Here is a 25,572-nt window from a genome sequence, read left to right as displayed (position 1 = left end):
AAGATGGGGCCATGAGGCCGGATAATCAGGTTCTTTGTGAGAACGTGCGGCAGATCACGACACGTGTGGACGGGTGAACGACCGCAACTGAACAGGAGTTGGCACCGGTGCGCAAGTCCCTCTGCAACCGGACAACTTTCACACAGCGTCAGCTTCAGCCGGCATTTTCTTCCGTGACGGGTGCAGCGGCAGACTGATCCGGGCTGCGATCGGGAGACATGTACTGACGCCGGTATTCTTTCAGGAAGGTTTCCAGTGAATCGACATCGGCAAGCCTGTTGGCGACTTCGAGGAACTCGACACCCTGCGCCTCGATCGGCCGGGTCACGACCTCAAAGGACATTGCCTCGGGGCTGTCGGACATCTTGGACATGTACTTTGTCTGCAGGCGTTCCAGGCTGAGCTGGTCGCCCGCCAGAGAATAGGCGATGGCCGCCCGCAGGATGTCGCGGCGTTCAAGATCGTCGAGCGGAATGTTGTCGGACCAGCGCGAGCCATGCATCGCTTCCAGCTGCTCACCTGCATCCCGCCAGCTTTCGGCTGCCCAGAATGTATCTGCCCTCAACCGATCGACATCCGAACCGCGCATGTTGCGAACCAGTTCCAGGGCAAGATCCGGGCGCCCGCTTTCGGTCAGGGCACGGGCTTCAACGATGTTGCGCTGACGCTCCAGGGTCGACGGAAGGCTCGCCTGCCGTGTCCGGTTGAGCACCCGCAGTGCTTCTTCAGCCTTGCGATCCATCAGGTAGATCGCCGCAAGATCCGCTGCAATCTGTGCCCGTGCCGCACCTTTCAAGCGGTTGTCAACCTGATGGCGCAGCAACTCGGTTGCCTGGTCCAGCAAGTCGACTTCAACCAGTCTTTTGGCCAGAAGGCGGACCATCTCGTCTCCCTGACGACCGATCGGCACAAGTTCGCGGAAATCATAAAAGAGTGCCAGCGCCTTCACCGGCTGCATCTCGTCCGCCTTGCCGTCCAGGAACAACGCGTTGAAGAGGCCGTTCATCTCTTCCTGCAGCAGCCGCGTGGTATCCGCATCGGGTTCAGCCTGAACAGCCGATTTCATGGCTTCGAACGCTTCGCGGTACTGGCCCTGCTCGGCATAGAGCTGTGCCAGGAACCTCAACGTCTTCAATTCGATTTCATCACCACGCCAGGACGTTGCCAGCCCGGCAAGCTGATCGATGGCCTGCTCCATGTTGAGTTCGCCATCCCGGTAACGGATCCGGAGCGCGCGGTATTCCGCTTCGGCCGCCCGCGGCCGGTCGTCGGACCTGGTCACGAGATCGAACACGGTCAAGGCTTCCTGCGACCGGCCGGAGGCATCGGCAACGCGGCCACGCAGGATATCGTAACGGGCAGCCTGCGTCCGGGTCACTTCGGCGGGCTCGATCTCGGCCAGAACGCTGTTGGCAACACCGAAATCATTGACCTCGACCATGGCCTGTGCGGCGGCGAGCTTGAATTCTGTCTGGATGGCTTCCGGGTAGTTGCCGACCACGGCACGCCCGCGCGGCATGGCAATACGGGCAGACGTCCAGTTACCCAGCTTCACATCAACAATCGTCTGCCAGACAGCAGCATCGGGGCTGTTCTTCAGGTCTGGTCGGTTCAGATGCGCGTAGGCCGCGTCGGGCCGGTTGGCCAGAGTCTGTGCCGCCCCCATCATCAGGTTAAAGGAACTGTCTTCGGCAAGTGCCGGTTCTTCTTCCAGCGCAAGCTTCATCAGCCCCAGCGCTTCCTGCGCAAACTGATGTGCCAGATAGAACCGCGACAAAGCCATCAAGGGCTTGCGGCGCTTGCCTGCCGGCGACTTCGCCAGCTTGTCCTGCAGCTCCAGCAGGCGGGTGCGGTAAGCCCCCGGACCTTCGGTGCTCAGGGAAACGAACTCGATGAAGTTGCTGTCTTCCGGATCGACGATTGTCTGGCTCGATCCGGATCCGCCTCGCAGATGCTGGCTGGAAAGCGCAAGACCGCCTTCCTTTTCGATGATCACGTCATCTCCAAGGATCTTCATCTTCAAGCCGTCAGACTTCGGCACGACGGCAATGCCCTGCGCGGAACTCAGGGCGTCCAGATCGACAAACGTCTGAGGCTTCAACAGACCGCGTGGCGGACCGAAGCCGGTGACGAGAGATATCGTGTCGCCAACGAACGGGTCGGTAATCTGACGAATGTTCTGCGGATCCTGATAAAGCACTCGCAGCACGGAGCCGCCATCGCCTCGCACAGTCCGTTCCAGCTGCAGCGGAATGGAGGGTTCCAGGATCAGGTCGCCAATAACGAGCGACCAGGCATTGCCGTCAACACCCACCGTCGCCAGTACAGGATCGGTCATGTCCATCCGCAGGATCTGGTAATCGTCGAACTGCTGAACCTCGATAGTTTCCGCCGTTTCGGCCAGCGCCGAGACCATTCCCCGGGTGTCGATCGTGGCATCGGTATCGAAGATCAGCCAGATGCTGTCATTGCGCCGGAACACCGCGCTGGAAACCGGCTCGGAGAACGGAAACACAACGCGGACCGTATTACCGATGCGCCGGGCCTCAGCAGAAACGAAATTGCGCACTTCCTCAGCGAAGTTTTCCGGCGGCTGCTCCGGTGAGGGACGCCCCTGGTTCAAATCCTGACCGCCGTTGGCGCGCCAGGTCTCCGGTGCTGATTGCTGCGTGCCGGGAAGCTGGATCCCGGCTGGAACGTCGCCGCTACCAAGCGTCGGCGTATTCAGGATCTGCACTGGCGTTGCGCCATACGGCGCATTCGGCTGGCTACCCCGGTTAATTGTGTCGACCTGCTGCAGTGTCGGAATGCCGTTGTTTTCGGGCGCGGCTTCCTGCTGCTGGTCGCCGATCTGCTGCGTGGACAAGTCCAGCATCGGCGCTTCCCGGACGATTTCTTCATCCTCCGGCAGCACTTCGTTCAACGGCAAAGCACCGGGCTCAGCCTGGGCAACGGTTACCAGACCAGCGTTGGACGGAGCAACGGCGTCGTTCCCGCTTGTTGCTTCGGCCGCGGGAATGGCCGCTGTCGTCAGCAATTCAGCTGCGCCATCAGCCGAAATCGGCAGGACAGCGGCAGCAAGCTCTGGTGCAGGAAGCGTTTCGACCGCCAAGGCGGTCGGAGTGACGTCAACACCAGCGGCAGCGATCTCGGTCCCGCTACCTGGCCCTGGCAGCGCTTCTTCCCCGACCAAGGGTTTGATGCGCGGGACCATGGCAAGCTGAGTTTCGGCCGGAGCGTTCGCACGACCGGCTTCCGGATCGGGCTCGGCCGACAGTGCGGCGGACTGATCAGAATTTTCAACGGCTGACGGCTGTGGTGCTTGCGGTGCCTCGGCCCCCTCATCCGTCTTGCCGCCTCCCAGCGGAACAATCGTATAGGCCGGCGATTCATCGGCCTTGGACTCCTTCAGGACCCCGCCTCCACTCGCCGTGCTCCCGCCGGACGTCGGATTCCCGCGCGGGTTCTTGACCTCACGCGTGTCGCGCAGACCCGGCGCGGTAATCATGTCCTTGCGGTTTTCGTTGTCCTCGACGGACAGTTCCTTGTTGATCAGCGCATTTGCCGGATCATTCACTTCCATGTTTTCCGGCGTTACGTCGATAACGTAGGTCTGTTCCTCCCGGAACGCCCGAATGTCGACTGACGGCTCGACGCGCATAAGGAATTTCAGCTTGCCCTGATCCAGGAAGGAGGTCGCATCGATCACCCCTTGGGGCAGATGTGCGCGCAGGTGGGCAATGTCCAGCTGTGCCGGATGGTTGAACGTCACCTTGATGATGTCGTTTTCGCGCACGAAAGCGGTGTCGAACTTGATCGACCAGTCGAACACCAGACGGGTAAATGTCGGATGTTCACCCACATGCAGCGTCACCTCCGGCCCTTCCTGAGCCTTAAGCCGCGCCTGTTCGAGGGCACGAACCTTGCGCATAGCCTCTTCGGCACGCTTTGCAAGATCACGCACGACATCGTCGGGAAGTCCTGGCGGCAAGCCCTGCCAGTCCATCGGCAGGATATCGACAAACAGCTTTTCGCCGGCCTCAAGAGTATTGATCTGGAACTGGTTCTTCAGCGCAAAGCGGATGGCACTTCCGTCCGGATCTCGCCGGGCAATGGTCACGTAGTCGCCCAGGTCCAGTGGAACATCGTCAACGTTGATGTCGATCGGATCTTCAAATGAAATCCGCAGGACCCCGCCCGTGATGACCGCATCATAGATCGGAAGCAGCGTGCGGTCCTTGAACGTCAGGACGATACGGCCATAACCCTCCCCCGGAGAAACGGTCAGATCAACCGGTTCCAGATTGTCGGATTGGGCCAGAGCGGCACCCGTGACGCAGGCCAGAACAAGCCAGAACGAAACCAGCAGGCGCGCGAAAGCTCGCACCCTGTCCGAAAACGCGGGAGTTCCGCCGGTCTGGGATGTCAGGAACGGTCCTGGCAAGATGTTCTGTCCTCGGATGACGCCAACACACTATTGTTAGTCAGGTCTTGTTAACGTGCCCTTACGCGATACGCCGAAATCCGGTCTTCTCGGTCAGTTTGACGGAATTTTCGGCAAGGCCTCCGGCGCTTGCGCCTGTGCCTGCACCGGTTTTGTGTCCGCTGAGGGCAACGGAGAGGCGTTCGCGATTGCCACTGTCATGCGCTCGGCCGCTTCGGGATCCATTTTCCCGAGGATATCTGCCATCTTTCGAGGTTTCATCTGGCGCACCACCTTCAAAAGGACCGGCAGGCTCAAGCGGTCGAAGATCCGGGCGGCATCTTTCGGCTTCATGCTTTCGTACATGGTCACGAGGCCGGCAATTTCGCTTTCTTCCTGCTCCTGCTTCTGTCCGACAGCTGCCTCGATGCGCTCTTCGAGCTTCTTCAGTTCATCAACGCGCTTTTGAATGCGCTCTTCGGTGGCCTGCAGAAGCTTTTCACGCAGGTCCAGCTGGCCTTCATGCTCCTGCAGCGACTCGCGCCGTCTGCCAAGACTTTCCAGAACAGCGCGCTCCGCGGCCGAACCACCGATTTCAAGACTGTCCGGCAGGGCCGGCTGGTCGGGCAGCCCGCCCCCCGGCGGCGGTGGTGGCGGCGGACCATCCGCGGCCATTTCAGCCGTTGGGTCAGCCATGTCACCGCCGTCAGCCCCCGGCGTTTCCTGTGCGACTGCGCCATTGATGGGCAGGTTGCCGCTTTGCGGGCCCAGCGCGAAGCCAAGCAGCTTCAGGGCCAGCAGAGCGCTTGCCGAAACACCCAACAAAGGCAGCAGTCTCAAGTTCATGCAGCAGCACCGTTCCGTTTACGGAATTGTTCCAGCCGCGCGGTTGCTTCCGCCGCAGCACTGCGAATGTCGGAAGCCCGGCTGCTCCTGCGGCGCTCCGGCTCCACGGCCGGAGCTGCCTGGCCATAGCCTGCAGCCTGTTGCGCGTATTGTTGCGGTTCCGGTTGCGGCTGAGCCGCATAAGGATCGCTCCTCGTCACCGCCTCGCGCTGCGGCGCAGCCGAACGGGCAGCCTCCGCAATCTGCGAAATCCGCGTGAATACTATCTCACCTTCGCCGACTTGTTCGGCAAGAGTGTGAGACATGGTTTCCGCTTGCTTAAGACGGCTGCCAAGTGTCTTGTCAGCCTCCGCCGCGGTCGTCTTCAGACCGAGGATGGCACGCTCGGCAATTTCCGTGGCCGTCATGAGCTCCGAAATGGTCGCACGCAGCACTTCTTCGTCGGCCCGCAAGCGCTGCAGACGGCGGTTCAGCGTGAAGCAGTAGCCGATGGTAATCACCAGAAGAACCGCGACCAGTCCTTCAATGATCATTCCGAGTGGCAAAGTGCTCATTGGTCCCCCATTTCGCTTTGCATGGCGCGCTCGAAGGCGGCCAGCGTCATTTTTGGCTTGCGCAAATTCTTTGCGACACGGATGGCAATGGAATCCTCCACCTTGCCGAGCGTTCCCTCGGTCAGTGGAATGTTGCCGCATTTGATCGTCACCGGATCGGTCGGTTCCTTGTCGAAGACGAGCGTCTGGCCGACATCGAGACTGAGCACCCGTCCGAGCGGCAGATAGGTCTCGTAAAGAACCGCATCGACCTCGACTTCCGCGGCATGAATTTCGGTCGCCAAATGGCCTTCCCAGATCGGATCCCGGCCGAATTTTTCCCCCATGAACATCTGCAGAAGCAGATCGCGGATCGGCTCCAGCGTTGCATAGGGCATCATGATTTCGACGGACCCGCCCCGGTCTTCCATGTCGATTCTGAGCTCGACGAGAATGGCGGCGTTTGCGGGCCGGGAAATCGCGGCAAAGCGCGGGTTCGTCTCAAGACGTTCCAAGTTGAAATGGACCGGAGAAAGCGGCGCGAAGGCGTGCTCGGCATCCTGAAGGATCAGCGCCACCATCTGCTGGACCAGACCGGTCTCGATCGTGGTGTAGGGCCGGCCCTCGACGCGCACGGCCGATGTCCCCCGACCTCCACCAAGAAGCACGTCGATAATCGAATAGATCAGGCTGGATTCAACGGTAATCAGACCAAACCCGTCCCATTCCTCGGCCTTGAAGACACCGAGAATGGCCGGCAGCGGGATGGAATTCAGATAGTCGCCGAAACGAACCGAGCTGATGGAATCGAGCGAGACTTCCACGTTGTCGGACGTGAAGTTGCGCAAGGACGTGGTCGTCAGACGCACAAGACGGTCGAACACGATTTCGAGCATCGGCAGACGCTCGTAGGACACCATTGCCGAGTTGATCAGCGCGCGGATGCCGCTCTGGTCGCCGGCAATCGTGTCCTCGATGTTGAAGCCGAGGAGGTTGTCGATTTCTTCCTGGTTCAGGACACGGTCAGCACCGCGCGTGGCATTTTCAAGGTCCGGTTCGCTGTCGTCGATCATGGCTGCCCACTGGGCCGCCATATCGTCGGAACTGCCGGCGCCCTGCTCCTCTAGAGCAGCACCCCACGCCGCGGCGAGATCTTCGTCGTCGTCGCTGCCGGCACCCTGCTCTGCAAGAGCGGCGCCCCAGGCATCGGCCATATCCTCTTCGGACAGGTCGTCATCGTCGTCGATATCAGCCATTCACAAAGTCACTGGACAAGGATTTCCTTGAACAGCACCCCTTCAACTTTCGCCGGATAAACCGACAGATTGATCCGTCTGAGCAATTCTTCCTTCAGGCGGAACAAACCGGCAGACCCTTCCAGGTCCGCAGGGCGAAGCTCGCGCAGATAGATCTGAAACGCATCCAGGATGCGCGGCAGATACGGCTGGATCTGGTCGATCATCGCACGGTTCTCGACTTCCAGGGCAATCCTGACCTTCAGATAGGTCGTACGCCCTTCCGTCGCCAAATTCACCGTCATTTCCGGAAGGTCATAGAAGACCACCGGCTTTTGCACTTCCTGCGGCGCTTCCGTCTCTCCGGGAACCGGTGCCGGTGCACTCGATCCCATCAGGAAATAATAGGCCGCCCCACCTGCGGCGAGCAGAACCACCAGACCGATGCCGCCGAACAGGATAAGCTTCTTCTTGCGGCCACCGCCACCAGCTTCAGCTCCATCCTCGCCGTCTTCTCCGGCTGCGGCGTTTTCGTCTGTCATTCCGCACTCCGATCTGCAGGCGCTCGCGCGCGCTTATTTATTACTAAAGAGTTAATGGTTAACGAATGGTTACCGAGCCATTAACGCGAGTCACCGGGCAAAAATTGCCAAGTGGTTAACTTCTGCCGGAATCTCTTGCCGCGTGCACCCGCCCCTTTTGATTTTTACCCAGATTTCCCAAGGATTTAAAAACTGGCACGCCTCGTGCATTAACCTTAACGAGCCAGCGGATCTGGGGAGATCGGCCGGCTTACTCGGGGAGCACGAAGGGAACCGTTCACTATGGAGAACGCTCAACTAGTTGCCTTATCAAGGCAATCGATCCTGCGGAACCATCTGGATGTGATCGCCAACAACATGGCGAACATCAATACGTCCGGGTTCAAGTCGCAGAATCTGCATTTTTCGGAATACGTCATGCCGGTGGCAGACGGCTCGGCTTTTGAGCCGCAGGACCGCGCCATTTCCTATGTCGACATGTTCACGACACGGACCGACTTCACGCACGGGCCGATCAAGCTGACGGACAACGAGTTCGATCTTGCGCTGAACAGCGACGGCTTTTTCGCCGTGCAGATGCCCGATGGAACAGAAGCCTATACGCGCAGCGGCGCGTTCCGGCTCGATTCCACCGGCCAGATGATCTCGGCAGACGGCAGCCCTGTCATGACCGACCAGGGTCCGATCTCCTTCAACGAACAGGATGGCCGCGTCGAGATTGCCCAGGACGGCACGATCTCCACCCGACTTGGCATTCGCGGCCGCATCAAGGTCGTCGACTTCGAAGACGTTCGGACGATGGAGAAGATCGGCAACACGATGTTCAAGGCTGATAACCCGATACCGGCTCAGGAAGTCCGCATGGTGCAGGGCGCCGTCGAAGGCTCCAACGTCTACGGCATCACGGAAGTCACGCGCCTCATCGAAGTGACGCGCGCTTACGACTCCACTTCCAAGATCGTGAAAGACCTGGATGAGTTGCGCCGGCAGGCGATCTCCACTCTCGGCAAGATTCAGGCCTAAGCGCCTTTAAGGGATCACTACCATGAAAGCACTTCATATCGCCGCAACTGGCATGAAGGCCCAGGAACTGAACGTCGAAGTCATTTCGAACAACGTCGCCAACATGCGCACGACAGGCTTCAAGAAGCAGCGGGCCGACTTTCAGGACCTGCTCTACCAGAACCTGCGTCGCATGGGCACGGAAACATCGGATTCCGGCACCATCGTGCCGACCGGTATCCAGATCGGTTCCGGCGTAAAGATCGCAGCCACCGGCCGCATCATGTCCCAGGGCTCTCTCGAGCAGACCGGCAAGGAACTGGATCTGGCCATCCGCGGCGAAGGCTTTTTCCAGATCGACATGCCGGACGGAACCACGGCCTATACCCGTGACGGTTCCTTCGAGCGCGATGCCAACGGACAGCTGGTGACCATCGACGGCTATTCCGTCAATCCGGGCATCACCATTCCGCAAACGGTCAAGGACGTCACCATTTCCAACACCGGTGTCGTTCAGGGCGTCGACCAGGGCGGCAATACTGTTCAGCTCGGCCAGATCCAGCTTGCCCGTTTCGTCAACAAGGCTGGTCTCGAAGCCATTGGCGACAACCTCTACCTGGAAACAGACGCCAGCGGCGCACCCGATACCAGCAATCCGGGCGACGAGAGCTACGGCACGGTGCAGCAGTATTTTCTTGAAATGGCCAACGTGGATGCAGTCACGGAAATCGCCGACCTGATTTCCGCACAGCGCGCCTATGAGATGAACTCACAGATCATCCAGGCAGCCGACGAGATGTATTCCACCACCACGAACCTCCGCTAAGACCGAGGCTTGAGACGATGATGAGACATCTGCTGAAAGTCGGGTTGCTGCTGGCGGGCTTGCTGTCCCTGCCTGCCCTGGCGGACGAAAAACCCGTGCTCCGGTCGCAGGTCATGACCCTGTCGGACATCGTGACGGTAGGCGACTTCTATTCCAATGCCGGACTGCTGGCGTCCAAGCCGCTGTTCCGTTCACCGGACATGGGAACCTCCGGCAATGTGCCTGCGGATGTCGTCGCCGAACGCGCTCGCGCGGCCGGCCTCGAGACGGCCGGCACCGATGGCCTGCGAACCGTCGTCGTCTTTCGCGGGGCAACAAGGCTGAACCGGGACCAGCTTGCCGGCCTTGCCCGCAAGGCTCTGGCAGACCGCAACGCCGGCATCGATGCCGAGCGCCTGGATATCCGCTTGCTGCAGGCGCCGGATCAGGTTCTCGCCGATCCCAAGGTACACGATCCGATCCGCATCGACCGGGTTGAATGGTCCCAGTCGAACGGCCGCTTCACCATCCACGCAGCTGTCGCAGTCGAGTTCGGAACCGAGCCTCTGACCCTGACCGGCGTTGCGACGGAGATGGTCGATGTGCTGGTTCTGGTGCAGCCCGTGCGCCGGGGCGACATTGTTCGTGAAGAAGACCTGAACATCATTCGCGAAGCCCGCACCAAGGTACCGGCAGGTGCCCTCACCGAAATGGAAGACATTGTCGGCAAGCAGGCCCGCACCACCTTGCGTGCGAATTCGCCCCTGTCCCGCAATGACGTCCAGCGCCCGATCCTGATCGAACGCGGTGAGAAGATCACTGTCACCTATGTCATGCCGGGCATGAAGCTGACTTCACGGGCCCAGGCCATGGATACCGGCGCCAAGGGCGACGTGATCGACGTCATGAACCTGCAGTCGCGGCGCATCGTGCCGGCGACGATTACCTCCCGCGGCCAAGTACGCGTTCACGCCGCCAATCCGATTGTTGCAAGCTTGAACAGCGAGAAAAATTAAATGCTGAGCACCTTTCCCAGACACCTGCTGGCAAGCATCGCCCTTTCCGCCCTCGCCGCGGGGTGCGGCACTGCCGACAAACTCGCGAATGTTGGCCAGCAGCCAGCCCTGAACGCCATTCAGGATCCGACCACCACTCCGGGTTACCGGCCCGTGCAGATGCCCATGCCGGAACCGCAGCAGGCCCATTACAATCCGAATTCGCTGTGGCAGTCCGGCAGCCGCGCCTTCTTCAAGGACCAGCGCGCCAGCCAGGTTGGCGACATCCTGACGGTCGTCGTCACCATCGACGACCAGGCCGAGATCGACAACAAGACCGAGCGGAGCCGGTCTGAGTCCAGCGGCGCCGATGTTGGTGGCGCACTCGGAACGGCAATCGACACCATCTTCCTGCCGGCAAGTTCTGCCGCCAGCGACCTTGCCAACGTCAACAGCAACTCCAGCTTCTCAGGCGACGGCAGCGTTGACCGCAACGAAGTCCTGCAGACCACCGTCGCCGCCGTGGTGACCCAGGTTCTGCCGAACGGCAACATGGTGATCGAAGGCCGTCAGGAAGTTCGTGTGAACTTCGAAGTCCGCGAGCTGATCGTCGCCGGTATCGTCAGACCTGAAGACATTACGTCGGATAACCGCATCGCCAGCGAGCAGATCGCCGAAGCGCGGATCGGATATGGTGGCCGCGGCCAGATTACCGATGTCCAACAGCCACGGGTCGGCAATCAGGTGCTGGATATCCTGCTCCCCTTCTGATCCCAAACCTTTCACAGTCCCCCGGCCGAATCCGGCGACGCGTTCTAGAAGCGCCGCCGGCCCGGCTGATGACGGGCACGATGTCTCGCTCCCCGAGCATCGTGCCCGTTCTCATTTCCAGGCCGGAAAAGACCGTTTAGGGTGTGGCCCGTTACCTGATTTGTCGCTCATTCCGGAAGACCCTACCGCGTGACCACCACCCTCATCGTTCTCGCCCACCCTGCTCAGACTTCCTTCAATGCTGCCTGGGCGCGCGCAACCGAAGCCGCGTGCCGAGCTGAAGGCGATGAGGTGCTTTGGTCAGACCTCTACCAGCTTGGCTTTGATCCGGCGGAGCGCGCAGCGCACTATGTAGAGGAGATCGTCACCGAACCTTATGACGTCCTGAAAACGCAGGAAGCGGCCTCAAAAACCGGGAACCTTCCCGCGGACATTACGGAAGAAGTCGAGAAGCTGCGCCAGGCGGACCGGATCGTGTTTCATTTTCCGGTCTGGTGGTTCGCCCCACCTGCCATCCTGAAGGGCTGGTGCGAGCGCGTGCTGGCCAACGGCGGCCTGCACGATACTTCCAACCGTTTCGATACCGGCCATTTCAGGAACAAGCCCGTTCTCTTCTGTGTCACGACCGGATCCAAGGCGAGCGAAAGTGCCCACAACGGCAAGGAAGGCGACATTCAGATGCTGCTTTGGCCGCTCGCCTACACACTGCGCTATCTGGGTTTCGATGTTCTGGTTCCCAGGATCGTCCACGGTGTTCACGGTTATCACAAGGGGGCGGCACGGGACGACCTGGAAACGCGACTTCAAAACGAGATCGAAGGCCACCGGGAGACGATCGCAAGGTTCGCAACGCTGCCGAAGATCAGCTTCAATGCCGACAGCGAATTCGACCGCGCCGGCACCCTTAGCCCGGGCGCGCCATCTTACAGCCACTTCATCCGGCACGACCCCTGATTTTGCGGCAACCGGAAAAGACGTAACCGGATTTGTCCGCCTCCACTCCTCTTTTTCCTGTATCTACCGGATGACGCTACCGCTTTTTCGGATAGAATGCCGGTAATCTTATATTGGCCCAGCGGGGATTCGATGCGCCTCCTTTCTGCATTCGTCTTTGGTTTTGTTCTTCTGTCCGCACCTTCTGCCTGGAGTGCAAGCTGCGGCAATGGCCCGGGTGGTTTTGAAGCCTGGAAACAGTCGTTCATTGCAAATTCCCAAAGCTACGGCCTCAAGAAAAGGGTCGTTGAATCGTCCCTCAAGAACGTGAAATACAACAAGAAGGTGGTCTCGCTCGACCGGAACCAGAAATCCTTCAAGCTCAGCTTCAACCAGTTCTATGCCAAGCGGGTCAACAACGCGATGATCCGGCGGGGCAAGCAGCTCGGCAAGACCTACGCCCGCATCTTCCGTGGCATCGAAAAGAAATATGGCGTTCCCGCACCTGTTCTGCTGGCGATCTGGGGGCTTGAAACCAACTACGGCAGCTTCTCCGGCAACATGCCGGTCCTGCAATCCCTTGCCACGCTGGCCTATGATTGCCGCCGGTCCGATTTCTTCACCGCCGAACTGGTCGCCGCGCTCAAGATCGTGCAGGGCCGTGACATGCAGCCGGCCGAAATGAAGGGTGCCTGGGCCGGCGAACTCGGCCAGACCCAGTTTCTCGCCACCAGCTATGTCCGTTATGCGGTCGATTATGACCGCGACGGCCGCAAGGACCTGATCCGCTCGATCCCCGATGTGCTGGCTTCCACCGCAAATTATCTTGCCCAGAAAGGCTGGCGCCGCGGCCAGGGCTGGGGCCCGGGCACTGCCAATTACAACGTTCTAAAGCAATGGAACAAGGCCAGTGTCTACGTGGAAACGATCTCGGTCATGGCTGGCCAGATCAGCGAGTAGACCCCGCTCGACGCCCCATAAACCTGCTTGACAAAACTGACGATCCGGGCAGCAATTTGCGTCATACGGTTGTAATCCTTGCGGATCAAAACCGTATGCCGCGGAAACATGCCGCCCTGCGGGCACCAGCAGCTGTCGGTCCGGCTCGCGCTGTTCCGCAAGGCTGAACGACACCAATCGCCGAGCGACCGAACAGGAGCCATTTCATGTCCAGGATCAAAGACTTATCGATTTCACGGCGCACCCTTTTGATGGGCGCGGCGGCAACTGGCTTCACGGCAGCTCTGCACCCCTATTCGGTTCTGGCCAAGGAAGGTACGGCTCACCTTCGCCTGATGGAGACCACGGACCTCCATGTCCATGTTTTCCCTTACGACTACTACAGCGACAAACCTGTCGACACCGCCGGCCTCGCCCGGACAGCCACACTGATCCGCGATATCCGGAACGAGGCGACAAACTCGGTTCTGGTCGACAATGGCGACTTTCTGCAAGGCAACCCGATGGGGGACTATGTCGCCTATGAACGCGGCATGAGCGAAGGCGACCTGCACCCAGTCATCAAGGGCATGAACGTCCTTGAATTCGATGCGGCAACACTCGGCAATCACGAATTCAACTACGGCCTGGACTTCATGATGAAGGTGCTGGCCGGTGCCAATTTCCCCGTCGTCTGCGCCAATCTTGTCAAGGGCAGCACGCTGGCCGGTAACCCGCGAGACGACGCCCTTTTCCTGAAGCCCTACGTGATCGTTGAAAAACAGGTCACCGACGGTGCCGGCAAGTCCTATCCGATCAAGATCGGCTTCATCGGCTTCGTGCCACCGCAGATCATGAACTGGGACCGCCGCCACCTGGAAGGCAACGCCAATGCGCGTGACATTATCGAAACCGCCAAGGCCTTCGTCCCGGAAATGCGCGAACAGGGCTGCGACCTTGTAATCGCCCTCTCCCACTCGGGGATTGACGCCAACGACTATTCCGAAGGCATGGAAAACGCCTCCCTGCACCTTGCCGGCGTGGACGGGATCGACGCCGTCTTTACCGGTCACCAGCATCTGGTCTTCCCCGGTCCCCAGTATGAGGGACTGCCGGGTATCGACAGCGAGAAAGGCACGTTGTTCGGCAAGCCTGCCGCGATGGGCGGTTTCTGGGGATCGCATCTGGGCGTTATCGACCTGATGATCGAACGCGACGGCAACGGCTGGCGTGTCGCCAATTTCATGACCGAAGCACGCCCGATCTACGAAAAAGAAGGTCGAACCGTGACACCTCTGGTGGAGAGCCAGCAGGATGTACTCGATGCGGTGAAGGAAGATCACGAGGCAACCCTTGCCTATGTCCGCCGCCCCGTCGGCAAGACGTCGGCTCCCTTGCATTCCTATTTCGCCCTCGTGGCCGACGACCCGAGCGTCCAGATCGTTTCAAAGGCGCAGATCTGGTACATCGAACAGATGCTGAAGGGTACGGAATGGGAAGGCCTGCCGGTACTTTCCGCAGCAGCGCCTTTCAAGGCCGGCGGTCGTGGCGGCCCGGACTACTACACCGACGTTCCGGTCGGCGATGTCGCCATCAAGAACGTGGCCGATCTCTACCTGTATCCGAACACCATTCGCGCGGTCGCCATCAAGGGCAGCACGGTGAAGGAATGGCTGGAACGTTCAGCCGGAATTTTCCAGGAAGTCGAGCCGGGCAAGGCCGACCAGACACTGATCAACCCGGAGTTTCCAAGCTATAATTTCGATGTGATCGACGGTGTCACCTACCAGATAGACCTGAGCCAGCCATCGAAATATGACGCGAAAGGCAAAGTCCTCAATCCGGACGCCAGCCGCATCGTGAACCTGGAATTCAACGGTGCACCGCTTGATCCTGAAGCAACCTTCGTGGTCGCGACCAACAATTACCGTGCAGGTGGCGGCGGCAATTTCCCCGGCATCAGCGACGACGTTGTCGTTTTCGTCGGCCCGGACACCAATCGCGACGTCCTGGTGCGCTACATTGTCGAACAGGGCACGATCAACCCTTCGGCAGATGCCAACTGGTCGTTCAAACCGATGCCGGATACGAGCGTCCTGTTCGAAACCGGCCCGGGTGGCACGGAACACGCCGCCTCCGTGGAAGGTGTCCGGATCGAACCGGCAGGCGACGGTGCAGATGGTTTTGCCCGTTACCGGATCACACTTTGAACGGTCACGGCTTTCGCAAGCCTGCTTGAACGAGCAGCTCCCCAAAAACTTATCCTGAGGAAGCGCATAGCGCTGTCTCGAAGGATGGGCCGCATGCTTGTGAGCGTGCTGCCCAACCTTCGAGGCGGACCTGACGGTCCTCCTCAGGGTGAGGCATGCGGGCGGTCGGCATGGGAAAGCAGCCAACAGACATAAAAAAACCTTCCCACGAGGGGAAGGTCTTGAAAGTCGTTACGGATCTGCCGTCTGTGCGGCAAACCGGCCGTTTTCTGGAAATCAGTCGTCGCGATACACTTTTTCCCGACGCTCGTGGGCTTCCTGAGCCTCGATCGACAAAGTCGCGATCGGGCGCGCCTCGAGGCGCCGAAGAGAGATCGGCTCGCCGGTCTCTTCGCAATAGCCATAGCTTCCGTCTGTAATGCGTTCCAAGGCATCATCGATCTTCGAGATCAGTTTCCGCTGACGGTCCCTGGCGCGAAGTTCAATGGACCGATCCGTTTCGGACGACGCACGGTCGGCAAAGTCAGGATGGTTCTGGCTTTCCTCCTGAAGATTGGCGAGGGTTTCCTTGCTTTCCTTCAGGATCTCTTCTTTCCACACAAGCAGCTTGTTCCGAAAGTACTCGCGCTGCCTGTCATTCATGAACGGCTCGTCTTCCGAGGGTCGATATTCAGACTCAATTTCAACCGTCATCGATAGCTCCGGATTACCGTTATGCCGGGCGCAATATATAGGCGGTTCCGCCAGCGGACAACGGTTCATTTGCTAAAAATGGCGTCAAGGAAAGTTTATACCTTTCAAGACGTTGCGTAAATTTTGAACACTAAGCCGACAAATTTTATCGATTTGTGTGCACGCTCAATCCTGGAATCGGCCGAGCTTTGCAAGCTCGACTTTGACCCGCAATTCGATCTCCTCGAGCACCGAATCAACCTCAGGATCACCACTCGACTGGCGTTTGGAAACCTGCCTGGCGAGCAGCTCCAGCCGGTCCTCCGACACGTGTCCGGCAAGCAGATCCGCCCTCACCGACTCCAGTGTGTCCAGCAGATTGTGCCCGTGCTTGGTGGCGCGGGATCGGCGCTCGGCGCGGTCGTCAACCTCCTGCAGGGCCAGCAAGGCATCCATGCCCTGAATGGACGCACCGCCCGCGGTCTGGGAAGACTGTGAAACCTCACCCCCAAGGTCCGGTGCGAACTGGTCGCCGTTTGAAGAAACGCTCTTCTTGGCGCCTCGTCCCTGAACGCCGGAAATGGGTTTATTGCCTGTAATACGCATGATCGATCTTCCAGTCGGACTGACGGCAATTCTGGCGCATGGAGTGGCTCTGCCCGTCAGATTCTGCCGAGAAGGGTAAATGAGTCCTTGGGGGTGAGGCAATATTTGCCGACCAACAGGTACATTTCTTTAACCTCAAGCGACAGTTTTGCGTGGATATGCTCGTGATCATACCAGCAAAGAGCCCGGATTTCCGCCACTTTTATGGAAAGAACCAACGCCTTTGTAAAAAGTGGCACGGCTCTCGCATTGCGCATTTCGAATATATGTATCCCGGCAGCAAAGCCGGAAACACGATGGCGGGCCAGATCGGTAATGCGAAAAATTGGTGAAATGATCTGCGGAGGGTTCAAGCGGCTGGCACTTCTGGGTGCTGCCGCCGCCGTTGCTGCAACAACTTTGCAGGCACCGGTACACGCCGCCTCCCGTATCAAGGATATTGCCGATTTCGAAGGCATTCGCGAAAACCAGCTCATCGGCTACGGCCTCGTGGTCGGCCTGAATGGCACCGGCGACTCGCTCAACAATTCGCCTTTCACGCAGCAGAGCCTGCAGGCCATGCTCGAACGTCTCGGCGTCAACACCCGCAACATCGACCTGAACACCAACACCGTCGCGGCCGTCATGGTGACTGCCAACCTGCCGCCCTTCTCCACACAAGGTACCCGGATCGACGTCAACGTCAGCGCCCTCGGCGATTCAGAATCGCTTCAGGGCGGCACGCTTCTGGTCACACCGCTGGTCGGTGCCGATGGTGAAGTCTACGCAATCGCCCAAGGTTCGATCGCGATCGGCGGCTTTTCCGCACAAGCGGATGCCGCGTCGGTTGTTCGCGGTGTTCCCACCGCCGGACGGATCGCCAATGGCGGCCTTGTTGAACGCGAACTGGAATTCAAGCTGGCTTCGCTGACCACGCTTCGTCTCGCCCTGCGCAATCCGGATCTGACCACCGCGCGGCGCATCGCGCTCTCCGTCAACGAATTGATCGGCATGCCGACTGCCGAGCCCCTTGATCCGGCAACCGTACGCATCGATCTGCCGCAGCAATATGATGGCAACATCGTCGATCTTCTGACGGACATCGAGCAGTTGATCGTCGAACCGGATCTGGCAGCCCGCATCGTCATCGACGAGAACTCCGGCATCATCGTCATGGGACAGGACGTGAAGGTTTCCATGGTCGCCGTTGCCCAGGGCAACCTGACCGTGACGATTGCCGAATCTCCGCAGGTCTCGCAGCCGCTGCCTTTCGCAAACGGCCAGACCGCCGTGGTGCCGCGTTCTGACGTCACCGTGGATGAGGAAGGCTCCAAACTCGCCATCGTTCCGCAAACCGTCACGCTGAAGCAGCTTGTTGATGGTCTGAACGCTCTCGGGATCGGTCCACGCGACATGATCTCGATCCTGCAGGCCATCAAGGCCGCAGGTGCCCTCCAGGCCGATATCGAGGTGCTGTGATGGCCGAGCTTGTTTCACCGACATCCTTTCAACAAAGCCCGCTGGACACGCTGCGCGGCGTCGACCGGACCAACAAGACGCGCGTTCGCGAGGCCGCCGAAGAGTTTGAGGCGGTTTTCCTGAACACCATGCTCCAGAACATGTTCACCGGCCTTGAAAACGGTGGCACCTGGGGCAAAGGCCACGGGGCGGATGCCTGGCAGAGCCTTCTGGTCGACGAATATGCACGCAACATCGCCCAAACAGGCGGCATCGGCCTTGCCGACAGCGTGGAACGTGAACTGCTCGCATTGCAGGAGGGGTCAAGATGACCGCACAACCCAACGCATCCACCTTTCCGTTTTCCCTTGAGCGGCCGACCAGCCAGCAGGAAGCCGAGCAGTTCTGCTCTGCCTTGTCCGGCACCATGGAAGCCCTCCTGTCCGTGATCGAAATTGAAACCGATCTGGTCAGGGCCGGTAAACTCCGGGAAGCCGGCGAACTGCAGCCCGACAAGGCCCGGCTGATCCACGAATACACCCGCGGCATGATGACAGCGAAGGAACACGCGGTCGCCCTGGGCAATCTTTCCCCGGCTTCCACCCAGTCGCTGCGTCGCCAGCACAGCGAATTCCAGCCGGTTCTGCGCATCAACCTGGCGGTGCTTTCAACGGCAAGAGACGTTGCCAATAACATCGTTGCAACCGTCGCGAAGGTCGCCGGTGCCAAGAATGCCAATGCACCGACCACCTACGGACGAAACGGTTCTGCGCCAACCGGACCGCAATCCGCTCGGGGCATCGCTGTCAATCAGTCGCTCTGAGGATTGCTGACAGCTAGCAAGAACCACGCCGGGTATCCTGTAACGATGAAAAGCTCCCCGCCGGGAGCTTTTCGTGTATTTATCCCCCTCGCGAAACCTGCCCAGAGGTTTCCCCAAACGGCAGGACGGGACTGCGAGAGCGAATCAGAAACAGCCGCAACCGGATAGATCGCAATCCTTAAAAGTCTAATCATTCCGTTAACAGACGATTCATTCCCTTACGTTATCTTTCCAGATTGATCGGGTAAAAGTTGTTAGTCACCCGGAGGAAAAGATGTTGGACACGGGATTGGCCCGGCCGCCATCGCCGACATATACGGCGATTACGCCGGTAGCGCGGGCTCCGGAGCGCAATGCTCCTTCAGTTGAGACGGACCTTCCGGTCGAAGAGACCGTAAGACCATCCACCGAGACGCAAAACGCACAGCGCAGTGCGAACAACGAGCGCGACCAGCGTTCGTTTGGCGAACGGTTTTCTTCCACGGTCGAACGTCAGAACATTATCGACCCGGAATACGACGCCCTGGTCTATGTCGCGACCAACACCGAAACCGGTCAGGTCGTCCGGCAGATACCTGCAGAGACATTGCTTCGTCTGCGGGCGTACAACGAGTCGATAGAAACCCGGCAGACCCAGCCCCAGGCAGAACCGGTTCAGCGCGTTATCTGATCAGGCGCAGCCATCCATATATCCTGCCCGTTTCCTAACGGCGCCCGGCTTTGCTGTGACCTTGGCAATCCCCTGTCTGCTCGACTTTCCCCAATCCTCTCCCGCAGGGTTGCTGCCCTCCTCCAGCGACGCCTTCAGCTTCGCCCCCACACGGCCTTTCAACTGATCGCTTGCAGCCTCCTCACGCCCCCACTGACGCTTGCTCTATAAAGCTGCTGGCAAACCCCACATGCAATCGGCCCGGCGCGTCTTGCCGGCGCATCTGTCTATCGTCCTCGATTTCGGCACCTTCACCGGTCTCGTTCCGCACACGAGTTAACAAATCCGTCAGGTTTCAGACAAGTCGACCGCCTTTAGGGGAAATTTGCGCTACCCGAGCACCTGGCGACAGGCATTCCCCAAGCATTCGCGGCTCATTGTTAAGATCTTTACTCAGCTAAAATTTGTCTTTCAAAACAATATACTCAACTTTTTCTGGCAATGATTTTATGTGCTCGGCTTAGGGGGCTGTTAAGGTTAATTTACGCTAACCATCTTTGTTTAGAACTTCTTACAAGAAAGCGCCGATAGATGTCCCTCGGACCCAGGAAGGGTCCTCGTATCTTGTACTCCTAGAAAGGACACAAAATGGCCGACATTACTCTGTCGAGCGCGGTTCGCGCGAACCTCAACACCCTTCAGTCCACTGCACAGTTCATGTCGGACGTCCAGAACAAACTGGCGACCGGTAAAAAGGTGAACTCCGCTCTGGACAATCCGAACAGCTTCTTCACGGCTTCCGGCCTGACCTCCCGTGCAAACGACCTGTCCACTCTTCTGGACGACATGGGCCAGTCCACGCAGACCCTGAAGGCAGCCGACCAGGGTATTTCGAGCATCACCAAGCTCGTTGAATCTGCAAAAGCAAAGGCCAACCAGGCCCTGCAGACACAGAGCCAGTACGAGCGCAAGCAGTTTGCTGCTCAGTACAACGACCTGCTGACGCAGATCGAAGATCTGGCGAAGGACTCCGGTTATAAAGGCAAGAACCTGCTCGCAGGTGAAGGCAACGACCTGAGAACCATCTTCAACGAAGACTCCACTTCGAAGCTCGACATTGAAGCTGTTGACTACACCGACACCGCACTGTCCACCGGTCTGAACCTTTCCGACCTGGCAGAAGGCGAAGGCGCTTCCGCATCCCTGCAGCTGCAGGGCGGCAAGACCGTCATCACCCTGCAGGATGCAGGCGGTTCTGCCCTGAACACTTCCTCCACCCTGTCGGACTCCACTCTGATCTCCACGACCCAGAGCCTGTCCTTCGTCAACGACACTGCCACCAACCCGGCCGTGCTCTCCGGTGGTGTTTCCTCGACGGCTTCCGTTCAGGATCTGGTTGATGGCCTCAACGCCATTGCCGGTGTTCGTGCAGAATTCGACAACGGCACGGGCGAACTGACCATCTACTCCGATGAAGACTTCTACATCGGCGGTAACGGTTCTGCGACCACGAGCTTTGCAGGCACCCTCGTCGACGCGACTGCGTTCTCTTCGACCACGGATGCCCTGATCAACTCCGGTTCCTTCTCTGTTGGCGACACTCTGACGCTGACGGACGGTAACGGCTACGAGCTCGGCTCCTTCGAAGTTGAAGACGACAGCACGGTTGATGATCTGGAAAACTTCATCAACGACTTCAACGGCGTCTCCGCTGACTTCGACACTGGCTCTGGCCGCATCACCATCACTTCGGAAACCGACCTGTCGCTGACCAGTGACAACGACGACTTTGCAAGCTCCGGCTTCACCGCAAACACCACCGGTATCGGCATCTCGGCGATCTCCGACAGTGGCTTTGCGACGGATACGGACATCAACCGTACAGTTGACCGGTTGAACACTGCACTGTCGAACCTGAGAACGCAGGCTTCCTCCTTCGGTACCAACCTCTCCATCGTTGAAAACCGTCAGGACTTCACCAAGAACCTGATCAACACGCTGGAAGAAGGTGCAGGCAAGCTGACGCTGGCCGATACCAACGAAGAAGGTGCAAACCTGCTGGCCCTGCAGACTCGCCAGAGCCTGGCTTCTACCTCGCTGTCCTTCGCAGCACAGGCAGACCAGAACGTTCTGCGTCTCTTCTAAGCCAGACATTTCGGTTAGAACGACATTGGAAAGCGGGCCACGGCCCGCTTTTCTTGTTTCCGGATCCTCAAGCGCGTTTCCCGATCCAGCCGTTCGCGCCCGCGGAAAACTTTAAGCGCATATGTACCCGGCCTCACTCCCCAAGCTCACTCCCAAGACACGCCCCCAGCCCGAAACCTCCCCTCTTCCCGAACATCGGTTTCAAAGCCTTGCCTGATCCCAATCGTTAAGATTCTGGTTCCGGTGGATATAAACGCGGCTCGCAGCCCACGCCCATTCCTTCAAATTGCTATGGCTGCTCAGGCCTCCTCCGGATGCCAGCGCGAACATGCAAGGCCGGCGCCGCCGCCCGTGACACCTCGCATTGATTTTTTTTGAGATCGCTTGTCCCGCCAGAACCCGACGAGGACAAAACCCGCTGAACTCCGGGCTTTGCATGCCTGTCGCGGTAACCTGGCACCCCGCCCTCGCAGTAAAGACACTGGCACTTTTGGGAACCTTGCATCGGCACTAGAAGGCAATCCTCCTGACAGTTCAGACAGGGCGCAAAACGGCGTTAACTTCCTGATAACCCTATTTTTCAAGCGCTTAACCATTGATTAAGGTTAACGCTCGATGATCGGTCCCAACCTGCTCAGGAAGAGCAGTTGAAATTTGACCCAGGAAAGGGATAACCCGATGCGTGACATTACGCTGTCAGCCGCCGTGCGGCAAAACCTCCTCACACTTCAATCCACTGCAGACCTGATGTCGGGCGTCCAGAACAAGCTGGCAACCGGCATGAAGGTGAACTCCGCGCTGGACAATCCGAACAGCTTCTTCACGGCATCCGGACTGAACTCCCGCGCAGGCGATCTCAGCACCCTGCTGGACGATATGGGCCAGTCCCTGCAGACCATCAAAGCCGCGGACAAAGGCATTCAGACCATCACGGATCTGGTTGAAACCGCGAAGGCGAAAGCCAACCAGGCCCTGCAGACCCAGAGCCAGTACGAGCGTAAAACCTACGCAGCACAGTACAACGCCCTGCTGGAACAGATCGAAGATGTCGCCAAGGACAGCTCGTACAAAGGCAAGAACCTGCTTGCAGGTGACGGCAACGACCTGACCACCATCTTCAACGAAGATGCGACCTCAAAGCTGACAATTGAAGCGGTCGACTACACCGACACCGCACTGTCCACCGGTCTGAACCTTTCCGACCTGGCAGAAGGCGAAGGTGCAACCTCTTCCCTGCAGCTGCAGGGCGGCAAGACCGTCATCACCCTGCAGGATGCAGGCGGTTCTGCCCTGAACACTTCCTCCACCCTGTCGGACTCCACTCTGATCTCCACGACCCAGAGCCTGTCCTTCGTCAACGACACTGCCACCAACCCGGCCGTGCTCTCCGGTGGTGTTTCCTCGACGGCTTCCGTTCAGGATCTGGTTGATGGCCTCAACGCCATTGCCGGTGTTCGTGCAGAATTCGACAACGGCACGGGCGAACTGACCATCTACTCCGATGAAGACTTCTACATCGGTGGCAACGGTTCTGCGACCACGAGCTTTGCAGGCACCCTCGTCGACGCAACCGCGTTCTCTTCGACCACGGATGCCCTGATCGACTCCGGTTCCTTCGCGGTTGGCGATACACTGACGCTGACGGACGGCAACGGCTACGAGCTCGGCACTTTCGAAGTTGAAGCAGACAGCACCGTTGATGACCTGGAAAACTTCATCAACGACTTCAACGGCGTCTCGGCCAAGTTCGATGACGGCTCCGGTCGTATCACCATCACGTCGGAAACCGACCTGTCGCTGACCAGTGACAACACGGACTTCAACAGCTCCGGCTTTACCGCGGACACGGATGGCATCGTGATCGAAGCTATCTCCGACAGTGGGTTCGCAACGGATACGAACATCAACCGCGTCATAGACCGGTTGAACACCAGTCTGTCAAACCTGCGATCCCAGGCTTCCGAATTCGGTACCAACCTCTCGACTGTTGAGATCCGGCAAGACTTCACGAAGACCTTGATCAATACTCTGCAGGAAGGTGCAGGTCTTTTGACCCTGGCCGACACCAACGAGGAAGGTGCAAACCTGCTGGCCCTTCAGACCCGTCAGCAGCTTGCTTCCACCTCTCTGTCCTTCGCCTCCCAGGCGGACCAGACCGTGCTATCCCTCTTCTAATTCAAAGAGAATCAGTCGGACGCACGACTCACAGACAAGCATCAGAAACGGCGGGCCACTGGTCCGCCGTTTTCGTTTACGCCGTGAATTACTGTCTGAACCCGAAATTTTTTATCATTGAGAATCAACATCTTAAAAGAAACCTTTTGGTAACTTTTATTTACGGGACGTTAATACGTGCATCAGTGATTAACTTTCCATTTAGATTTACGGCAAAGGTGCATGCTCGACTTGGATTACCCGCATGTTGCCTTTGGCGAGACCTGAATAGGGAAAGCGGTGAAGTCTGATGCCTGATATTGTTCTCTCCAGTGCTGTCCGGGACAATCTCCTGTCGCTGAAACAGACGGCGGATTTGCAGTCGATCACGCAAACGCGCCTGGCAACGGGCCTGAAGGTCAACACGGCGCTCGACAATCCAAACTCCTATTTCACGGCACAATCCCTGAACGACCGCGCGAGTGATCTGTCCAACCTCTTGGATAACATGGGCCAGGCGGTTCAGACGATCAGGGCAGCGGACAAGGGCATCACGTCGATCACCAAACTGGTGGAGTCGGCCAAGGCAATCGCGAACCAGGCCTTGCAGACCTCCAGTGAATACGAACGCAAGCTGTTCACCAGCCAGTACAACGATCTGCTCGAGCAGATCGAGGATATGGCACGGGACTCCAGCTACAAGGGCAAGAACCTTCTTGCCGGTGCCGGCAACGAGCTGGAAGTTATCTTCAACGAGGACAGCACTTCGAATCTGACCGTTAATCCGGTAGATTTTACAGACACTTCACTCGATGACGGTCTCAATCTGGATGACCTGGATGCCGGAGGCACCGGTACGTCGTCCTTCAACCTCTTCAGCGGCACCACCTCCATTTCCCTGTCAGGCCTGCAGGCGTCCTCGAATCTGACGGACCTCGCCGACTGGGCAACCGGCAACGTTGTCAGCATCACGGATTCCTCCGGCACCACCAACCTGACGGTCGGTACCGACATCACCACGGTGCAGGACTACGTGGACGCATTGAACGATCTGAACGGCGTTCACGCCACTTTTGACGAAGCCACGGACTCCATCACCATCACTTCCGGTCTCGACAACCCTCTCTATATCTCCAAGGACAACACCGGTGGTGGCGCAGCGACAGACGGTGGCGACACCGGCGGCACAACGACCACGATGACGGTGTCTCCTCTCAGTTCCACGGCAACGCTGGTCTCCTCCGGCGGCTTCCAGGCCGGCGACACGATCACGATCACCGACGGCAACGGCTTCGAGCCGGCCTCTCTGGAGATCGACGAAGAAACCACGGTCAGCGATCTCGTGACCTTCATCAACAACGTAAAGGGCCTGGATGCTACCTTCTCGGGCGGCAGCATCAGCCTTATCGGCGAAGTCTCTTTCGACATTTCCAGCAGCAACAGCGACTTCAACCGAACGACGCTCGGATCGACGACAGGAATCGTGTCACTGACGGCAGCGCCGTCCGAATTCAAGTCGGATACGGATATCGACCGAACGCTTCAGGCCATCAACGCGGCGCTCGACGAGCTTCGCAATGCGGCCCGTTCGATGGGTACGGCTCTTTCGACTGTGGAAATCCGGACCGATTTCACCCAAAATCTGATCAACACGCTGGAGGTTGGCGCTGGCCACCTAACTATTGCGGACATGAACGAAGAAGGTGCTAACATGCTGGCGCTGCAAACCCGTCAGCAGCTTTCTTCGACTGCTCTGTCTCTGGCCAACCAGGCAGATCAGAGCGTCTTGAGCCTGTTCGGTTAACACCGGCGGCAGTTATCATTAAGGTATCGGGGGCAAATCGTTAACGAT

General features: G+C 58.7%; 22 protein-coding genes. 14 read left to right on the top strand and 8 right to left on the bottom strand.

Annotation, left to right across the window (positions count from 1 at the left end; all coding sequences use genetic code 11):
• Positions 1-154 precede the first annotated feature (154 nt).
• The 5 genes from FIU93_RS15790 to FIU93_RS15770 all read right to left on the bottom strand — a co-directional run bounded on the left by FIU93_RS15790 (position 155) and on the right by FIU93_RS15770 (position 7,579).
• Positions 155-4,444, bottom strand: a complete 4,290-nt coding sequence (locus FIU93_RS15790; protein ID WP_209010139.1) for a hypothetical protein — start codon at positions 4,442-4,444, stop codon at positions 155-157.
• A 93-nt stretch (positions 4,445-4,537) separates the two neighbouring features.
• Positions 4,538-5,269, bottom strand: coding sequence for a hypothetical protein (locus tag FIU93_RS15785; protein ID WP_152506109.1), 732 nt, complete (start codon positions 5,267-5,269; stop codon positions 4,538-4,540).
• Positions 5,266-5,823 (bottom strand): DUF6468 domain-containing protein, encoded by a 558-nt coding sequence (locus FIU93_RS15780; RefSeq protein WP_031269186.1) that lies wholly within the window; start codon positions 5,821-5,823, stop codon positions 5,266-5,268. The genes FIU93_RS15785 and FIU93_RS15780 overlap by 4 nt, the downstream gene beginning before the upstream one ends.
• Positions 5,820-7,016 carry a flagellar motor switch protein FliM gene (fliM, locus tag FIU93_RS15775; RefSeq protein WP_228872743.1) on the bottom strand — a complete coding sequence of 399 codons (1,197 nt, stop codon included), beginning with the start codon at positions 7,014-7,016 and terminating at the stop codon, positions 5,820-5,822. The genes FIU93_RS15780 and fliM overlap by 4 nt, the downstream gene beginning before the upstream one ends.
• A 50-nt stretch (positions 7,017-7,066) precedes the next feature.
• Complete coding sequence (locus FIU93_RS15770; protein ID WP_023000711.1) at positions 7,067-7,579, bottom strand: flagellar basal body-associated FliL family protein; 513 nt, start codon at positions 7,577-7,579, stop codon at positions 7,067-7,069.
• Between the two features lie 282 nt (positions 7,580-7,861).
• Here FIU93_RS15770 and flgF point away from each other — a divergent pair, with 282 nt between their 5' ends.
• The 7 genes from flgF to FIU93_RS15735 all read left to right on the top strand — a co-directional run bounded on the left by flgF (position 7,862) and on the right by FIU93_RS15735 (position 15,234).
• The gene (gene flgF / locus FIU93_RS15765; RefSeq protein ID WP_031269185.1) at positions 7,862-8,602 is read left to right on the top strand and encodes a flagellar basal-body rod protein FlgF; all 741 of its coding nucleotides are present in this window, start codon (positions 7,862-7,864) and stop codon (positions 8,600-8,602) included.
• A gap of 22 nt (positions 8,603-8,624) precedes the next feature.
• Positions 8,625-9,407 carry a flagellar basal-body rod protein FlgG gene (gene flgG, locus FIU93_RS15760; protein ID WP_023000709.1) on the top strand — a complete coding sequence of 261 codons (783 nt, stop codon included), beginning with the start codon at positions 8,625-8,627 and terminating at the stop codon, positions 9,405-9,407.
• Between the two features lie 17 nt (positions 9,408-9,424).
• Positions 9,425-10,402, top strand: coding sequence for a flagellar basal body P-ring formation chaperone FlgA (gene flgA / locus FIU93_RS15755; protein WP_023000708.1), 978 nt, complete (start codon positions 9,425-9,427; stop codon positions 10,400-10,402).
• Positions 10,403-11,152 carry a flagellar basal body L-ring protein FlgH gene (gene flgH / locus FIU93_RS15750; RefSeq protein WP_023000707.1) on the top strand — a complete coding sequence of 250 codons (750 nt, stop codon included), beginning with the start codon at positions 10,403-10,405 and terminating at the stop codon, positions 11,150-11,152.
• A 189-nt stretch (positions 11,153-11,341) separates the two neighbouring features.
• Positions 11,342-12,106: an NAD(P)H-dependent oxidoreductase gene (locus tag FIU93_RS15745; RefSeq protein ID WP_152506108.1), complete on the top strand. Its 765-nt coding sequence runs from the start codon at positions 11,342-11,344 to the stop codon at positions 12,104-12,106.
• A 132-nt stretch (positions 12,107-12,238) separates the two neighbouring features.
• A complete protein-coding gene (locus FIU93_RS15740) occupies positions 12,239-13,045 on the top strand; it encodes a lytic murein transglycosylase (protein ID WP_023000705.1) in 807 nt (268 codons plus the stop codon).
• A gap of 206 nt (positions 13,046-13,251) precedes the next feature.
• Entirely contained in the window at positions 13,252-15,234 is a 1,983-nt protein-coding gene (locus tag FIU93_RS15735; protein ID WP_209010138.1) for a bifunctional 2',3'-cyclic-nucleotide 2'-phosphodiesterase/3'-nucleotidase, read from the top strand.
• Between the two features lie 276 nt (positions 15,235-15,510).
• Here FIU93_RS15735 and dksA read toward each other — a convergent pair whose 3' ends face one another.
• From dksA to FIU93_RS15720, 3 genes are all read right to left on the bottom strand, one after another.
• The gene (dksA, locus tag FIU93_RS15730) at positions 15,511-15,927 is read right to left on the bottom strand and encodes an RNA polymerase-binding protein DksA (RefSeq protein ID WP_006932683.1); all 417 of its coding nucleotides are present in this window, start codon (positions 15,925-15,927) and stop codon (positions 15,511-15,513) included.
• A gap of 165 nt (positions 15,928-16,092) precedes the next feature.
• Positions 16,093-16,512 carry a flagellar assembly protein FliX gene (locus FIU93_RS15725; RefSeq protein ID WP_023000703.1) on the bottom strand — a complete coding sequence of 140 codons (420 nt, stop codon included), beginning with the start codon at positions 16,510-16,512 and terminating at the stop codon, positions 16,093-16,095.
• 56 nt (positions 16,513-16,568) lie between these two features.
• Positions 16,569-16,865 (bottom strand): hypothetical protein, encoded by a 297-nt coding sequence (locus FIU93_RS15720; RefSeq protein ID WP_139314277.1) that lies wholly within the window; start codon positions 16,863-16,865, stop codon positions 16,569-16,571.
• On the opposite strand from FIU93_RS15720, the gene FIU93_RS15715 reads away from it, so the two are divergent.
• The 7 genes from FIU93_RS15715 to FIU93_RS15685 all read left to right on the top strand — a co-directional run bounded on the left by FIU93_RS15715 (position 16,846) and on the right by FIU93_RS15685 (position 25,524).
• Positions 16,846-17,970 carry a flagellar basal body P-ring protein FlgI gene (locus FIU93_RS15715; protein WP_209010137.1) on the top strand — a complete coding sequence of 375 codons (1,125 nt, stop codon included), beginning with the start codon at positions 16,846-16,848 and terminating at the stop codon, positions 17,968-17,970. The two genes, FIU93_RS15720 and FIU93_RS15715, sit on opposite strands and share 20 nt — an antisense overlap.
• Complete coding sequence (locus FIU93_RS15710; RefSeq protein ID WP_023000700.1) at positions 17,970-18,281, top strand: rod-binding protein; 312 nt, start codon at positions 17,970-17,972, stop codon at positions 18,279-18,281. The genes FIU93_RS15715 and FIU93_RS15710 overlap by 1 nt, the downstream gene beginning before the upstream one ends.
• Positions 18,278-18,772 (top strand): flagellar protein FlgN, encoded by a 495-nt coding sequence (locus FIU93_RS15705; protein WP_152506107.1) that lies wholly within the window; start codon positions 18,278-18,280, stop codon positions 18,770-18,772. The genes FIU93_RS15710 and FIU93_RS15705 overlap by 4 nt, the downstream gene beginning before the upstream one ends.
• Before the next feature lie 274 nt (positions 18,773-19,046).
• A complete protein-coding gene (locus FIU93_RS15700) occupies positions 19,047-19,442 on the top strand; it encodes a hypothetical protein (protein WP_062488262.1) in 396 nt (131 codons plus the stop codon).
• Positions 19,443-20,069: 627 nt separating this feature from the next.
• Positions 20,070-21,566, top strand: a complete 1,497-nt coding sequence (locus FIU93_RS15695; RefSeq protein ID WP_152506106.1) for a flagellin — start codon at positions 20,070-20,072, stop codon at positions 21,564-21,566.
• Between the two features lie 678 nt (positions 21,567-22,244).
• Positions 22,245-23,741 carry a flagellin gene (locus tag FIU93_RS15690; protein ID WP_023000695.1) on the top strand — a complete coding sequence of 499 codons (1,497 nt, stop codon included), beginning with the start codon at positions 22,245-22,247 and terminating at the stop codon, positions 23,739-23,741.
• A 289-nt stretch (positions 23,742-24,030) separates the two neighbouring features.
• Entirely contained in the window at positions 24,031-25,524 is a 1,494-nt protein-coding gene (locus tag FIU93_RS15685) for a flagellin (RefSeq protein ID WP_023000694.1), read from the top strand.
• Positions 25,525-25,572 lie beyond the last annotated feature (48 nt).

The sequence above is a fragment of the Labrenzia sp. THAF35 genome, from assembly GCF_009363595.1.
GTDB lineage: Bacteria > Pseudomonadota > Alphaproteobacteria > Rhizobiales > Stappiaceae > Roseibium > Roseibium algicola.
Note: the sequence above shows the minus strand (reverse complement) of the source record. Positions and strands in the feature narration are given on the sequence as shown.